This window comes from Terrabacter sp. NPDC000476 (assembly GCF_040300125.1).
In the GTDB taxonomy this organism is placed as follows: Bacteria; Actinomycetota; Actinomycetes; order Actinomycetales; family Dermatophilaceae; genus Terrabacter.
In genome coordinates this window covers 2,567,938-2,583,060 of the sequence record NZ_JBEPDF010000001.1, presented here as the reverse complement: position 1 = coordinate 2,583,060, position 15,123 = coordinate 2,567,938, and the positions used below count along the sequence as shown (strand labels likewise).

The following is a 15,123-nucleotide window of genomic DNA, read 5'->3' as shown; positions in this document are numbered from 1 at the left end:
GTGCGCATCCTCGTCCTCAACTGGCGCGACCTGGCCCACCCGCAGGCGGGCGGCGCCGAGGTCTACACCGAGCAGGTCCTGCGCCGCTGGGCCGCTGCCGGCCACGACGTGACGCTGCTCGCGGCCCGCGTCGCCGGCTCGCCCGCCGACGAGGTCGTCGACGGCTACCGCGTCGTCCGGGTCGGCGGACGGCTCACCGTCTACCGCGAGGCGCAGTGGTGGTGGCAGGCGAACGGGCGGGGTCGCTACGACGTCGTCGTCGACGGGACGAACACCGTGCCGTTCCACGCGCGGGAGTGGGTCGACGACGGCGCCCGCACCATCGGCCTCGTCCACCAGACGTGCGAGGAGATCTGGCACCACAACGCGCCCGCGCTGCTCGCCCCCGTCGGTCGCCACCTCCTCGAGCCGCACTGGCTGCGCCGCCTCGGCCGCGGGCCGGTCCTCGCGGTGTCGCAGTCGACGAAGGACGCCCTCGCGCGCTTCGGGGCCACCGACGTCACCATCGTGCCCGAGGGCTTCGAACCGTCGGTCGTCCCGGTCGGGCGTGAGAAGGAGGACCGCCCGACCGTCGTCTACTGCGCGCGGATGGTGCCCTACAAGCGCCCCGGGGACGTCGTCGAGGCGGTCCGCCTGGCCCAGGGCCGGCTTCCGGGACTGCAGGCCTGGATGATCGGCGGTGGCCCGGACCTCGAGCGCCTGCGGGCCACGGCGCCTCCCGGCGTCACCTTCTTCGGCCGGGTCGACGAGGACGTCAAGCTGCGCCTCATGTCCCGCGCGCATGCCCACGTCGCGACGAGCATCCGCGAGGGCTGGGGCCTCGTCGTCAGCGAGGCGGCCGCCCTCGGCACCCGCACCATCGCCTACGACACCCCCGGCTTGCGCGACTCGACGGCCGCCGCGGACGGGGTCACCGTGCCGCCGAGCCCCCAGGCGCTCGCGGAGTGGCTCGTCGCGCTGCTGCCCGAGTGGCAGCGGCACCCGTTCGTCCCGCTGCCCTACGGCGGGGCGCACTCGTGGGACCACGTCGCCGAGGTGCTGCTCCGCGAGATCGAGGCCCACGCGACGGTCCCGCCCGGAGCCGCCCGGCGGCTGTCCGCCGGCTCGGTCGTCGCCGCGGCGAACGCCCCGGCGGGTGAGGTGCGTCGTGCGTCCTGACACCGCCCACACCGCCACGGCGCGCCGCCTGCTCGACGCCGCGTGGAAGGCGCCCTTCGTCCTCGCCGCGACCCTCATGGTCGGGGCGGGAGCCGCCCAGGCCGCCGGCCGCTCGGGCGTGCCGCCCCTCGCCGCGGTCGCCGCACTGGCCTTGGCCGGGCTCGGGGTCGCCCTCGCGGTCGTCGCGCTCTGGCGCCCGCACCCCGTGCTCGCCGCCCGCACCGTCGCGCGCCGGGCCACCGACCGCGTACGCCGCCTGCGCGGTCTCACGCGCCGCCTGCTCACCCGTCCGTCCCGCACCGCCGCCACCACCGCCACCACCACCAAGGACCCGTCATGAGGATCTCCGTCGTCGTCCCCACGAGGAACTCGGCCCGCACGCTCCGTGCCTGCCTGACCTCGCTGCGCCACCAGACCCACCCCGACGTCGAGGTGGTCGTCGTCGACAACGCCTCGACGGACGGCACCGCCGAGATCGCCCGGGAGCTCGCCGACACCGCCGTCGACCGCGGCCCGGAGCGCAGTGCGCAGCGCAACCATGGTGCGGCCCTGTCGACGGGCGAGGTCGTGCTGTTCGTCGACTCCGACATGGTGCTCGAGCCGGGCGTGGTGGCCGAGGTCGAGGCGCTCCTCGAGCGCCGGCCCGATGTCGGCAGCGTCGTCGTCCCCGAGCGGTCCTTCGGCGAAGGCTTCTTCACCGAGTGCCGCGTCCTCGAGAAGAGCCTCTACGTCGGCGCCGACGACGTCGAGGCACCGCGGGCCTTCCGCCGTGAGGTGCTCGACCTCGTCGGCGGCTGGTCCGAGCACCTCACCGCCGCCGAGGACTGGGACCTCGCCGACCGGTGCGCAGCGGCCGGGGTCGTCGTCGGCCGCGTCGACGCCTGGATCTGGCACGACGAGGGCCGCATCCGTCTGCGCGGCACCTTCTCGAAGAAGCGCTACTACGGTCGCTGGATCGCCCACTACCTAGGCGAGCACCGCGCCGAGGGCGGCCGCCGGCTGGCCCACACCTCGCTCTTCCGGCAGCCCGGCCGGCTGCTCGCCGACCCCGTCCACGCCGGCGGCATGCTCCTGCTCAAGTCGGTCGAGGCGTCCGGTCTCGCCGCCGGCATGCTCGACGCCCGCCGCGAGACCGTGAAGGTGGGCTCGTGAGCGCCACCCCGCGTCGCGTCGTCCACGTCATCGCCGAGTTCAGCCCGCACGAGGCCATGGGGCGCACCATCGTCGAGACGGCGTCCCGCCTGCCGGGCGAGCACGTCGTCATCACGACGCGCGCCCACCAGCTGCACCAGGTGCACGCGCTCTTCGCCGAGGTCGTCGAGCTCGGTGGCTCAGTCGCCAGCTTCCCGCTCGGTCGCCAGGACGCGCTCGCCGCGGCCCTCGACCGGCTCGACCCCGACGTCGTGCACCTGCACGGCGGCGGGCTCACGCCGTGGTGGGCGGCGCTTCCTTCGCTCCGGCACCGGCCCAAGGCCGTGACGATGTATGCGTGGCCGACCCTGCCGCCGTGGCGCCAGGTCCGCGGCTCGTCGTGGGGCGAGATGGTGCGCTCGAACGTCCTGCAGCCGCGGGTGCTCGCGACATCGGTCCTGCCCGCCGTCGCGGCCCGAGCCATGCTGCGCGCCAGCGGCACCCGGGCCGTCCTCACCCCCGACCCCCGCGCCGAGCGGCGGCTGCGGCCCTCGCGTCGCAGCGGCCGGGGCGGCCGGGGCGGCTGGGGCAGCCGGGTGCAGCGCCTGCGCACCGGTGCCACCGGCGACACGCGTCGGGCCACGTGGCAGGACTCGGCGCCGACGATCGTCTTCGCCGGCCGCGCCGAGACGGTGCGTGGCCTCGACACCCTCCTCGACGCGTTCCCCGAGGTGCTCCGGGCCGTCCCGGAGGCCCGGCTGCGCCTCCTGCTGCTGCCCCGACCCGAGCTGCCCGCCCTCCTCGGACGCGTCCGCGACGCGGCCGTCGCCGAGCACGTCGACGTCGTGACCGAGCCCATCGCCGACCTCGGCGCCGAGCTCGCGGCGGCCCGGGTCGGCGTGTGGCCCTTCAAGTTCGACTACACGACGTCGCCGCCGGCCATGGCCCTCGTCGAGGGGCTCTCGGTCGGCCTGCCCGTCGTCGGCAGCGATGTCGCGTGCGTCCGGTCGGTGCTCGACGACGAGCGCGGTGGCCTCGTCGTGCCGCCGTCGGACCCCGCCGCGCTCGCGGCCGCGCTCGTCCGGCTCCTCACCGACCGCACGCTCTGGGAGGACCAGGCTCGCGCCGCTCTCGACGTCTCCGCCTCGTGCGACTGGGAGACGGCGACGCGGGTCACCGACGACGCGTACGCCCTCGTCGGTCGCTGACCCGACGCCGGGGGAGCACGGCGCGCATCGAGTGCCGGTGCTCGACGAGCCCGACGACGACGAGCGCGAGCAGGGCGATCAGCGACACGAGCACGCCCCAGCGCAGCGACGCCCACGGCTCGTAGACGACCCGGTGGGCGGCGCCGTCCACCTCGAAGCCGATGGTGCCCTGCGCCGTCCGCTCGCCGGCGCGACCGTCGAGCGTCCAGCCGTCCGAGAACTCCTCGGGCACGACGACCCGGCCGGCGGGGCCGGGCGTGACCGCCCACTGCGTCGCCGACACCCGGTGCAGCCGTGGCGAGAGCGCCGGGCCGGCGTCCCACACGGTGATCTCCGGGGCGTCGAGGACCCGCCGCAGGCCGGCTCCGTCGAGCCACGCGTAGCGCGCGTCCTCGGCGCCGCGGGCGAGAACGACCCACCGGACCCCGAGCGGCGCGAGCTCGCCCGCCAGGTCGGACCCGCCGCCCGCCGACGCGACGAGGCGGTCGACGTAGGCCGTGCGCGCCGACGTCGAGTCGGTGCGCAGGCCCGGCAGCTCGACGGCGTCGCTCGCGAGCACTGGCCGGCGGAAGAAGGCCCCGCCCACTGTGGCCACGGTGCGGCCGTCGGTGAAGGACATCGGCTGGTAGCCGTGCCACGGGAGGAAGAGGACGCCGTCGTCGCCGTCGCCGAGGAGCGCGTCGGCGGCGTACCACGAGGCCGGGTAGTGCGACACGGCCACGCGGCCGCCGAGCCCCCACACCGCGGTCGGCGCGCTGACCAGGGGCAGCAGCCCGGCCACGACGGCCAGGGCGACCAGCGTGGCTCGGGCGACGCGACCTGGTCCCGGCCGGGACTCGGTCACCCGGGCGCGCTCCCGCAGCGCCTCGACCGCGTAGCCCAGCCCGACGGCATACCCGATCGTCACGAGCCCGAGCCACTTCTCCTGCTCGCGCATCGCGGCGAAGAGTGGCACGTGCTCGAGGGCGAAGCGGTACGCCCCGTCGAGGGGGCCGGCGACGCCGACCGCCAGCGGCAGCGCGACGACGGTGAGCGCGACCCATGGCCACCCGAGACCGGGGCGCAGCCGCACGGCCCGCCGCAGGCCAGCGACGACGAGGACAAGGACGGCCACGAGGACGACCGGCCCGAGCCGGCCGAGGGTCGCGCGCGGGACGCCGTCGCCGCCGCGCCAGTAGCCGTGGAGCGAGAGCACCGTGACCCAGACCCCGCCGGGGCCGCTGCGGGTCGCGTACGCCTCGAGGTCGGACTGCGTGACGTCGATGGTGCGCGTCCCGGTGAGCCACAGGACGGCCGCGTACGCGTAGACGCCGCCGGCGGCAAGGACGACGAAGGCGGTGCGGGCGAGGTCGACCCGGCGCGGACTCGGCAGCAGCGCCCCGGCGAGCAGGACGAGCGCACCGAGCCACGCCGCGTGGGGCGAGACGGCGATGGCGAGGGCGTACCACCCGGCCGTCCGGGCGCTGAACCACCTGCCCTCCTTGCGAGCGCCCTCGGCCGAGGCCGCGAGCCAGGGCATGAGGGCGAGGCCGAGGAGGAAGGCGACGTGACCGGCGCCCACGCGCTCGACGACGAACGGGTTGAGCACCGACACGAGCGCGGCCGGCCAGGTGCGCCACCGCGACCCACGCACGAGGTGAGCGACGCCGCCGGCCATGAGCGGGAAGAAGGCGAGCACGAGCAGCCACGCCGTTGCGGCGGGTCCGACGACGTGGCGCAGGGCCTGGGTGCCGAGCCGGAAGGGCATGGCGTCGAGCGAGGAGCCGGAGAGGCCGTAGACCCCCGGGTTGAGCGTGGCGTGCGGGCCGCTCACCCAGTCCAGGAGCAGCAGGTAGCCGGGGCGCGTCCAGGGCAGCACGACGGCCGCGCCGACGAGGAGGCCGACGAGGGCGCCCTCGGCGGTGCGGCGCAGCTCGCGGACGGCCGGGCGCTGGGTCACCCTCGCGGCACGCCGTCCTGTCGTGGGCGCGTGTGGGCGGCTGCGACGACGGCGGCGACGAGCGGGCCGCACGCGTCGGCGCTCGCCCCGCTCGTGTCGACGACGACCTCGGCGCAGCGGGCGGGTCGCCCGGCGAGGATGCCGTGGAAGTGCGCCTGCTGGCGGGCCTGCTCGGCCTCGCTGCGCTCTGGCTTGCGGGCGTGGATGAGGGCTGCCGGCGCGTCGCCGAGCGCGACGACGTCGGGGCGCGGCACGGCCCGCTCGAGCCACGCGCTCGCGCGGGAGCCCGGCCACGGCGACTCGCGCAGGTCCCAGACCCACCGGTCGACGACGACCACCCGGCCCCGGACCAGGTGCGGGGCGACCGCGGTGCTCCACCGCCAGACGTACTCGGCCGCGTAGAACCACGCCGCGGCCCGGCGGACGGTCGCGTGGTCGAGCCCGCCGGGCTTCGTCGACGGGCTCGTCGATTGCGGGGTCCCGGCCCGGTCTCCGGCAGGGGCCACGCCGAGGAGCCGCCGCGCCAGCACCACGCCGGGCAGGTTGCCGTGTGCCATCCCGAAGTACGCCGACGCGGTGGGCAGCCCGGCACGCTCGAGGCGCTGGGTCAGCTCGGCGGCGATCGTGCTCTTGCCCGAGCCGTCGGTGCCGACGAGGACGACGACGGTGCCGCGGCGGCGCAGGCCGGCCGGCCCGGCGAGGGGCCCGGAGGGGACGACCGACCGCCACTGGCGGGCCGCCGCGGGCAGGCCGGTGCGCACCGTCTCCGAGAGGAGGCGTCGCCGCGCGCGGGCCGGGACGCTGGCCGGCAGGTCGGCGCCCGCGAGGGCCGCGAGGACGGGGCCGGCCGTGCGTCCGAGGGTGCGCTCTAGAAGCGCTCGTACGAGTGTGGTCTCGTGGGCGTCGCTGTCGCGCAGGGCGATCCGCGCCTCCTCGAGACGCGCTGGGGAGGGTGCGCCGCCGCGGAGCAGTCGGCGGACGACGAGGTCGGCGACGCGAGCCGCACCACCGAGGACGGGCCCGTGCGGCCCCGGCCGCGGGGAGACGAGGACGTCGTCGCCCGCGAGGAGGCGGACCGCGCCGACCGACAGGTCACCGACCGTGAGGTCGACGACGGCGAGGCCGTCGGTCGTCTCGGCGGCCCACACGGTGTGGCGCAGGCGTGCGGGGTCGTCGGCGTGGGCGATCCGCGCGCCGAACTCGACGTCGAGCACCGCCTGCACGGCGCGGGTGCGCGCGCCCGCGTCCTCGACCCAGACGTCCAGGTCCTTGGCGTCGGTCGCGGCGGCCCACCCGTCGACGGCCCCGCTCTCGCCCTGCCACGCCCAGCGGAGCCCGCTCGCGTCCAGGACGGCGCGGACGCGCGCGACGAGCAGGGCGCGGGAGGGGAGCCCGGGGGCCGCTGCCGGCGGCGCGAGGTTCGCGGGAGTCGCCGTCGTGGTGGCGGTCATGGTGGTGCCTTTCACTGGGATCGCCTCCACGGTAGGTGCGCGGGACGGGCGCGGACCCGCTCCTGACGACAACCTGCCCGGATCTTGAGCCGCGCTTGAGGTGGTCGCGCGAACCTCACGGACATGGACGAAGCGGACGACCTCGGCGGGGGGCGGCGGGCGTGGCTCGCTGCCCGGCCCTACGTCGTCGTCCTCACCGTCAGCTCCCTCGTCGTGAGCCGCTGGTTCCGCACCGGCACCTTCGTGGCCACCGGCGACATGGGCGCTTGGATCCGCCGAGGGTGGACGCCCGAGGTGCTCGACGCGTGGAACCACCAGACGACCGGCGCCGGTAGCGCCGGCTACACCATGGCCCGGTGGGCCGAGTTCATCGTCCTCTGGGTCGTCCGGCACCTCGGCGGCGACGAGTACGCCGGGCAGTGGCTCTTCTACACGTTCATCTACGGCCTCGTCGGCTTCGGCGTCGCCTACTGCGCGCGAGCCGTCGTCGACCACGAGGTGGCCGTCGTCGTGGCCGGCAGCTTCGGCGTCCTCAACGGCTTCTTCCTCACCCGGCTGCCCAACCCGCTCAACATCATCTCCGTCGGCAGCGTCGCGCTCCTCACCGGAGTCGTGCTCCGCGTCGCGCAGGGGCGGCGCATTCCGCTGCCGCTCGCCGGCGTCGCCCTGTGGCCGACGTCCTTCCTCGCCTTCAACCCGCCGATGCTCGTCGTCGCTTACGCGTGGGCGCTCGGCGGCACGGTCGTGCTCACCCTGCTCGTGCTCGGGTGGCGGGCCGCCGGCCGTGCGGTGGGCTGGCTCGTCGGGGCCGCGCCGTGGGCGCTGCTGCTCAACGTGTGGTGGCTCGTGCCGCTCGCGAGCAGCTACACCGGCGGCGGGGGAGCGCAGGCCAACGCCGACTTCACCGACCCGACGAACTGGACGTGGGCGCAGATCAACAACGTGCCGCAGAACGTCCTGACCATGGTCGCGAACTGGGCGTGGTTTCGGCCGCAGTACCTCCCCTTCGCCGCAGACCTCGACCAGCCCTGGCTCGTCTGGGTGCGCTACCTGCTGCCGGCACTCGTCTTCCTCGCGCCGGTGCTCGCGCGTCCCGTGCGGCGGCGGCTGTCGCTCGTGCTCATGGGCCTCGTCGTCGTCTTCGTCAGCCTCGCCAAGGGGCTCATGCCGCCCTTCTCCGGGGTCAACCTCTGGCTCTACCTCCACGTCCCGGGCTTCTGGCTCTTCCGCGAGCCGATGAGCAAGCTCGGCCAGCTGCTCGTCCTCTTCTTCGCCCTCCAGCTCGCGATCGTCGTCGAGGGCGTCTTCGACCGGGCCGTGCGGGGCGCCCGTGAGGTCGCGGCGCGGCGCGAGGGCGCCGCGCGACGGCGGTCCTGGCGTACGGCGGACCGCTGGCTCGTCGGCGCCGTCGGGGCCGCCGTCGTCGGCGTCCTCGCCTACCCGTTCCCGCTGTGGACGGGCTCGGTCGTGCCCGACGAGCGGCCGACGCAGCCGTCGGCGCACGTGCGGGTGCCCGACTACTGGTGGCAGCTGGCCACGGCCGTCGACGCCGACCCACGCCCCGGCAAGGTGCTCGTCCTGCCGCTCGACGACTACTACCAGATGCCGACGACGTGGGGCTTCTTCGGCGTCGACAGCATCGCCAACCTCCTCTTCGAGCACCCGGTCGTCCAGCGCAAGCCCGACGGCTACTTCGGCGACGTGCCCGGCCTCAACGCCGACGTCCAGGCCATCGAGACGGCCCTCGTGACGGGCGACCTCGCCCCGGTGCCGCGGCTGCTCGACGCGGTCGGCGTCAGCCGGGTCATCGTGCGGCACGACCTCGTGCGGGGGCTGCCGGGCCGGCACTTCGCCGACGACCGCGTCATCACCGCCGCGATGCTCCGGGTGCCGGGCCTGACCCGCACGCGGTCGGGCACCCTCGACCTCTGGCAGGTCGGCGACGGGTCGTCGCCGACGGTGCGCACCTTCGACCGCGTACTCGACGCGCCCGCCCGCCCGACCGCGGTGGCCGCGGCGCTGGCCGGCGTCGACACCCGCACCGCCCTCGCGGCTGCGCCGCTGCCCGAGGCGGCCCCGGGCGTCGCCGTCGACACGTCGGTCGCGGCGACGAACGACGTCGTCGAGTGGCCGGTCCCCGCGAGCGACACCGGCTCGGCGACGAGCACCTTCACGCTCCGCACGGCCGGCACGTTCACGCTCGCGCAGCGCGCCCGGGCGGCCGCGGTCCTGCGACCCGTCGTCACGCCCGCCGGGGTCGAGCTGCGCGACCCGACCGCGGTCGCCGTCGACGGCACCGTCGTGTCGCGGCGGCCCACGACGACGGTCGCCGTCCCCGCCGGGCGGGCGCCTGTGGCGGTCGTCGCGAACGGCCGCACCGTCGCGCTCGACGGGTGGGGGCGCGGCAGCCTGCCCACGACGCAGGTCGCCGTCCCGCCGAGCATCACCGTCGGCGCCGCGACCGCGGTGACGGTGCTCGCCCCGGTGCGGCAGGCGGCACGGGTGTCCCCGCTCTCGGCCGTCTACGACTGCAACAACTACGAGCCGAGGCCGACGAGCGAGCTCGGCATGCGCCGCGACCTCCTCGGCTCGGGAGCCGCGCGCGTCGTGCGGCTCACGGCCCGCGACCACGCGGCGTGCACGCGCCTCGACGTCACCGGCGTCCACGCCGGCCAGGTCGTGCGCGTCCGCCTCTCCTACCGGCAGCTGAGCGGCAAGCGGCCGCAGGTCTGCGTGTGGCAGGTCGGCGTCGACGGCTGCGCCGACGCGCCCCGGTCACGGCTCGGACGCTCGTGGTCGACCTTCGAGACCTTCGTCCACGTCGCCCCGGGCGTGACGCGGCTGCAGGTCGTGCTCCACGCCGACGTCGGCCAGCGCATCGTCGAGCCGACCGTGACCGACTACCGCGGCATGACCGTCGACCTGCTCGAGCCGGCCGTGTCGACGACGGTGTGGCCCGCGGTGCCCGACGCCCCGCGCCTGCACCTGTCGGCGGGCTCGCACCGCATCACCGTCACCGGCGGCCCCGGCGGGAGCGTCCTCGCCGGCTTCGAGCCGCTGCAGGACTGCTTCCGCACCGACGACCTGACGCCCGCGCAGGCCGGCCTCATGATGCAGACGGAGGGGACGGGCGTCGCGACGACGTACACCATGGGCGCCCGGTCGCACATGGCGTGCCTCGGCTCGACGGTGCCCGACATGGGCAGCTCCTCGCTCTACGTCCTGTCGCTCGAGGCGCGCAGCGTGGCGCTGCGCGACCCGAAGTTCTGCGTCTACGACCGCGGCCCCGACCAGTGCCAGTCGCTACCGACCCAGGTCGGGTGGAACACGTGGACGGCGTACTCGGCAGCCGTGTCACCCAACCCGCTCGCCATCGAGAGCCGCGTCTACCTCTACGGGCGTCGCGATCTGGCGGAGAAGAACCAGGCCCAGGTGGCCTACCGCGACGTCGCGCTGCGGCCCGTCGTCTCCCCGAGCACTATTGTGCTCGTGCGCGAGTCGTCCGCGGCGACGCCCACCCCGGTCGAGCAGTCGTGGTCGCGGCAGCGCTCCACGCACTTCCCGGTCTCGGTCGACACGCGCGGCGGCACCGTCGTCGCGCTCGCCGAGACGTACGCGCCCGGCTGGACCGCGCCCGGCCTGTCGGCCACGCGCCACCGCGCCCTGCAGGGGTGGATGAACGCGTGGACGGTGCCCGCAGGCGTGCGCAACGGCTCACTCGCGTACGCCCCCGCCCGCCTCGCGACGTACGCGCTGTACGCGTTGCCGTTCGGGCTCGCGCTCGGGGCGGTCTGGGTGGCGGTCGGGGTGTGGTGGCGGCGTCGACGAGCTGCACGAACCCGGCGGGTGGCGTCGTGACGCGGCCGCCCACCCGGCGAGGCACCCGGCGAAGGACCGCCGTCTGGGCTGCCGTCGGGGCCGTCCTCGTCCTCGTGCTCCTCTCCCTCCTGCGCTCGTGCCAGCCGCCGCCGACGGTGACGGTCGTCGCGGCGGGCGACATGGCCTGCGATGTCACCGACCCGTCGGGACGGGCGTCGGGGTCGGCAGCGACCGACCAGTGCCAGGCGCAGCGGGTCTCCGACGTCGCCATGGGCCTGCACCCCGACCTCCTGCTCGGGCTGGGGGACTACCAGTACGAGGTGCCGGCTGCTTCGGCCTACCGCGACGTCTACGGGCCCGGCTGGGGCCGGCTGCGCGACGTCACGATTCCGGCGATCGGCAACCAGGAGTACAAGGTCCACGACGCCAACACCTTCCACGACTACTTCGGCGAGCGCAGCGGCCCCGACTCCGGCTACTGGTCGACGGACGTCGGTGCGTGGCACGTCGTCGTCCTCAACAGCAACTGCACGACCGTCAAGGGCGGGTGCCGGGCGGGGTCGCCGCAGCAGCGGTGGCTCGAGGCCGACCTCGCGGCGAGCGACGCCCGCTGCACGGTCGCCCTCATGCACCACCCGCGCTGGTCGAACGGGATCGCCGGGCCGGACACCCGCCTCGCCGACCTCGTCGACACCCTCGTCGGCCACGGCGTCGACCTCATGCTCTCGGGCCACGAGGCGGATTATGAGCGCTTCGCCGCCCGGGATGCGCAAGGCCGCCCGTCGGCGACCGGGATCGTCCAGATGGTCGCGGGCAACGCCGGGCAGGCGCATTACCTGCCGGGCCAGGGGGCCGCGTCATGGCGGGCCACCGCACGCGGTCCGGCCGGCGCCTACTTCGACGGGCGGCACCACGGCGTTCTTGCGCTCACGCTGCGCCCGGACGGCTGGGACTGGAGCTACCGGGCCCTCACCGGGCGCACCGGCACGGCGACGGCGGTGGCGGACAGCGGTCGGGCCGCCTGCCACTAGTCGACCCCCCCGGTCAGCCGCCGGAGAGCCAGTCGCGCAGGTGGGACTCGCCGTCGCCGGCGACGGCCTCGAGCTCGCGGAGGAGCGCGGGCACCGCCGCGGGATCGGCGTCGACAGCGTCCTCGAGGTTGCGACAGACGCGCGCGACGCCGCCGAGTCCCAGGACGGCGCTCGCGGACTTGAGGGTGTGCGCCACGCGGCGGCACGTGTCGGGGTCGCCGGTCGCGCTCGCACGCAGTTCGCCCAGGCGGGTCCGTAGCTGCGAGAGGTAGACCTCGGCCACGGCGCGCACGGTGTCGCGGTCGCCGAGGTCGTTGACGAGACCGTCGATCGCCGAACGGTCCAAGGGCTCCTGCACGTGCGTCCCCGTCCTCCGTCGGCGGCTGCTCGATCCATCCTAGGCGGCGGGGAGCGGCCCGGACGGCGTCCTCGACCCCGGCCGCCGCTTGAGGAGATCTTGAGGTTCGGCTGAGCCCCGCTGGAGGTGGGGCGCCGACACTCGGCCCATGAGCCTGCGACCGTCCAGAACCCCGTCCGTCGCCCGTACCGCGCTCGCGGCCCTCGCCCTGGTCGCGCTGTCGATGCTCAGCGCGTGCGGCTCCGACTCGGCAGCCCCGGTCGCGTCACCTCGCACCACGATGCCGTACGCCGTCGTCCAGCCGGCCTCGCTCGTGCGTGGGGCCGCGGTCCCCGCCCCGACGGGCCCGACGGTGCTCACCGTGACGGGCAAGGTCGCCGGGGGCAAGCCCGTCACCTTCGACATGGCCACCCTCGAGAAGCTGGGGCTGGTCGAGTACTCGGTCATGGACAAGCAGGCCGAGGGCCGGAGGGTCACCTTCCGGGGGGTCCTGCTCTCCGACGTGCTCGCCACTGTCGGGGCGTCGTCCGCGACCTCGCTCCACACGGTCGCCCTCAACGACTACGCCGTGGACATCCCGGTGTCCGACACGCGCACCTACCCCGTCCTGCTCGCGACGACCGTCGACGGCAAGCGCATGTCGGTCGAGAAGTACGGCCCCGTCCGCGTCGTCTACCCCACCGACGGTGCGACGCTCGACCCTGCCGTCTACGACCCGCGGTGGATCTGGCAGCTGACGACCGTCGAGGTGCGGTGACGTGGCGCGGACACGACCGCCGAGGGTGCGCTGGGGCACGCTCCTCGCGCTCGTCGTGCCCGCGCTGCTCACGCTCGTGACGACCGTGGTGCTTGGCGTCATGGTCACCCGCTCGACCCTGGCGCTCAGCGACAACGTCCGCCTGACGCAGAACCTCGTCGACGGCAACGTCCGCACCCTGAGCCAGGCCCAGCGCGAGCTGCTGCGGCTCGAGTCCGCCGTGGTGGCTCCCGGCACCCCGGCCGACCAGCTCGAGCTGCGTCGCGCCCTCGCCGCGCAGCGGATCCAGGAGGGCACCCTCGACTACCAGGTGCAGACCCTCGGCAACGCCGGCCTCCTCGCTCGCTCGCGGGCGCTCGCTGAGACGTGGACGGCGCGCGTCGAGCCGCTCGTCCGGACCCGGGTCGCCGCCGGCACCCCCGGTGTCGCCCTGCCGGCGCCGACGGCCCTCGTGGGCCGCATCCGCGACCTCGAGCTCGGCTACAACCAGCTCGTCTCCGACGCCGAGATCACGCGCAAGGTCCAGGCGTCCGCGGCCAACGGCGCCACCGACGAGCTCGTCTCGGGCACGCGGGCGCTCCTCGTCGTCCTCGGCGTCTCCACGCTCTCTTTCGTGGCGCTCGTGGCCGGCACCGTCCGGGTGCTGCTGCTCGCCCGGCGCCAGCAGATCGTCGCGGCCGAGCGGCTCAAGGCCGCCCGCGCCGAGCTGCAGCGGCACTCGGTCGCGGTGCAGACGACCGACAACCCCGTCGTCATCACCGACCCCGACGGTCGCGCCGAGTGGGTCAACGACGCCTTCATCCGACGCACCGGCTACGGCCTCGACGAGGTCGTCGGGCGGGTGCCCGGCCACCTGCTCCAGGGACCGGACACCGACCCGGCGACAGTGGACCACATGCGCGCCTGCGTGGAGGAGCGCCGCGAGTTCACGTGCGAGGTGCTCAACTACACCCGCGACGGCGTGCCTTACTGGATCGCCCTCGACGTGCGACCCATCGTCGGCGACGACGGGTCGGTCACCGGGTTCGTCGCGGTGCAGACCGACGTGACGAAGCGTCGCCTCACCGAGGAGGCGCTCGTCGCGGCCAAGGAGGTCGCCGAGGAGACGGCCCGCGCCAAGGCACAGTTCCTCGCGAGCATGAGCCACGAGATCCGCACCCCGCTCAACGCCGTGCTCGGTCTCACCGAGCTGCTCCTCGACACCGCGCTCGCGGACGAGCAGCGCGACTATGTCACGACGGCCCACCAGAGCGGCCGTCACCTGCTCTCGCTCGTCAACGACATCCTCGACTTCTCCGCGCTCGATGCCGACACCCTCGAGCTCGAGTCGGCACCTGCCGAGATCCGAGGCGTCCTCGACGACGTCTCGGCCATGCTGGCCCCGGTGGCTGCTCGGTCGGGCGTCGGGCTCTCGTGTCGGGTCGACCCCGCGGTGCCCCCGCTCGTCTGCACCGACGTGACGCGCCTGCGGCAGGTCCTCATCAACCTCGTCGGCAACGGCCTGAAGTTCACCGAGGTCGGAGGTGTCGACGTCTCGGCGTCCTTCGAGAGCTCGCCGGACGAGCCGGCGGCCGGCCGGCTCGTGGTCACCGTGCACGACACCGGCATCGGCATCGCCCGAGACCGGCAGGCCCGGATCTTCGACCCGTTCGTCCAGGGCGACACGTCGACGACGCGGACGCACGGTGGCACCGGGCTCGGTCTCGCCATCAGCACACGCATCGCGGCACGGCTCGGTGGCGGGCTTGCGGTCACGTCGACGCCCGGTGAGGGCTCGACCTTCACGCTGACCGTCCCGGTCCACGTCTGTGCCGACGGCGCGCCGGGCCTCGAGCCGAGCCCGCGCCAGGAGTCGGTCGCGGACGTCACGGCCCTCACGGTGCTGCTCGCCGAGGACGACGCCGTCAACCGCATGGTGGCCGTCAGCATGCTCGGCCGGCTCGGCGTCGTCGCCGATGTCGCCGAGGACGGTCAGGGGGCGCTCGACGCGAGCGCCGCGACGGCCTACGACGTGATCCTCATGGACGTCCACATGCCGCGCGTCGACGGCATCGCTGCCACGGAGGCGATCCGCGCCCGGGGTGGGCGGCAGCCGCGCATCGTGGCCCTGACGGCCAACGCCCTCGAGGGCGACCGCGACCGACTGCTCGCCGTCGGGATGGACGACTATGTGAGCAAGCCCTTCCGTCTCGAGGACCTCCGAGCGGCTCTCTCCGCCGTCCCCACCCCCGCCTGAGCCGCAAGGAGCCGCCCCGGCTCGGAGGGGCTCCG

Annotated in this window: 11 protein-coding genes; 8 read left to right on the top strand and 3 right to left on the bottom strand. The window is 75.1% G+C overall.

Annotation, left to right across the window (positions count from 1 at the left end):
* From ABT295_RS12100 to ABT295_RS12085, 4 genes are read left to right on the top strand one after another with little or no spacing between them, the layout of a single operon-like run.
* Entirely contained in the window at positions 1 to 1,158 is a 1,158-nt protein-coding gene (locus ABT295_RS12100; RefSeq protein WP_352394600.1) for a glycosyltransferase family 4 protein, read from the top strand.
* The gene (locus ABT295_RS12095; RefSeq protein WP_352394599.1) at positions 1,148 to 1,498 is read left to right on the top strand and encodes a hypothetical protein; all 351 of its coding nucleotides are present in this window, start codon (positions 1,148 to 1,150) and stop codon (positions 1,496 to 1,498) included. Before ABT295_RS12100 ends, ABT295_RS12095 begins: the two co-directional genes overlap by 11 nt.
* A complete protein-coding gene (locus tag ABT295_RS12090; protein ID WP_352394598.1) occupies positions 1,495 to 2,310 on the top strand; it encodes a glycosyltransferase family 2 protein in 816 nt (271 codons plus the stop codon). Before ABT295_RS12095 ends, ABT295_RS12090 begins: the two co-directional genes overlap by 4 nt.
* Entirely contained in the window at positions 2,307 to 3,497 is a 1,191-nt protein-coding gene (locus tag ABT295_RS12085) for a glycosyltransferase (protein WP_352394597.1), read from the top strand. The genes ABT295_RS12090 and ABT295_RS12085 overlap by 4 nt, the downstream gene beginning before the upstream one ends.
* Here the strand turns inward: ABT295_RS12085 and ABT295_RS12080 are convergent.
* Together ABT295_RS12080 and ABT295_RS12075 are read right to left on the bottom strand one after the other, a co-directional pair.
* Positions 3,463 to 5,436, bottom strand: a complete 1,974-nt coding sequence (locus ABT295_RS12080) for a hypothetical protein (RefSeq protein WP_352394596.1) — start codon at positions 5,434 to 5,436, stop codon at positions 3,463 to 3,465. The two genes, ABT295_RS12085 and ABT295_RS12080, sit on opposite strands and share 35 nt — an antisense overlap.
* Positions 5,433 to 6,887, bottom strand: a complete 1,455-nt coding sequence (locus ABT295_RS12075) for a hypothetical protein (protein WP_352394595.1) — start codon at positions 6,885 to 6,887, stop codon at positions 5,433 to 5,435. The genes ABT295_RS12080 and ABT295_RS12075 overlap by 4 nt, the downstream gene beginning before the upstream one ends.
* 123 nt (positions 6,888 to 7,010) lie before the next feature.
* Between ABT295_RS12075 and ABT295_RS12070 the strand changes: the two genes are divergently transcribed.
* A complete protein-coding gene (locus tag ABT295_RS12070) occupies positions 7,011 to 10,745 on the top strand; it encodes a hypothetical protein (protein ID WP_352394594.1) in 3,735 nt (1,244 codons plus the stop codon).
* Positions 10,742 to 11,737 carry a metallophosphoesterase family protein gene (locus ABT295_RS12065; RefSeq protein WP_352394593.1) on the top strand — a complete coding sequence of 332 codons (996 nt, stop codon included), beginning with the start codon at positions 10,742 to 10,744 and terminating at the stop codon, positions 11,735 to 11,737. The genes ABT295_RS12070 and ABT295_RS12065 overlap by 4 nt, the downstream gene beginning before the upstream one ends.
* Before the next feature lie 13 nt (positions 11,738 to 11,750).
* On the opposite strand, the gene ABT295_RS12060 is transcribed toward ABT295_RS12065, so the two are convergent.
* Complete coding sequence (locus ABT295_RS12060; RefSeq protein ID WP_352394592.1) at positions 11,751 to 12,095, bottom strand: Hpt domain-containing protein; 345 nt, start codon at positions 12,093 to 12,095, stop codon at positions 11,751 to 11,753.
* Positions 12,096 to 12,243: 148 nt separating this feature from the next.
* Between ABT295_RS12060 and ABT295_RS12055 the strand changes: the two genes are divergently transcribed.
* Both ABT295_RS12055 and ABT295_RS12050 read left to right on the top strand, forming a co-directional pair.
* A complete protein-coding gene (locus ABT295_RS12055) occupies positions 12,244 to 12,852 on the top strand; it encodes a putative pterin-binding protein (RefSeq protein WP_352394591.1) in 609 nt (202 codons plus the stop codon).
* A gap of 1 nt (position 12,853) precedes the next feature.
* Complete coding sequence (locus ABT295_RS12050; protein WP_352394590.1) at positions 12,854 to 15,088, top strand: hybrid sensor histidine kinase/response regulator; 2,235 nt, start codon at positions 12,854 to 12,856, stop codon at positions 15,086 to 15,088.
* The last annotated feature ends 35 nt before the right edge of the window (positions 15,089 to 15,123 follow it).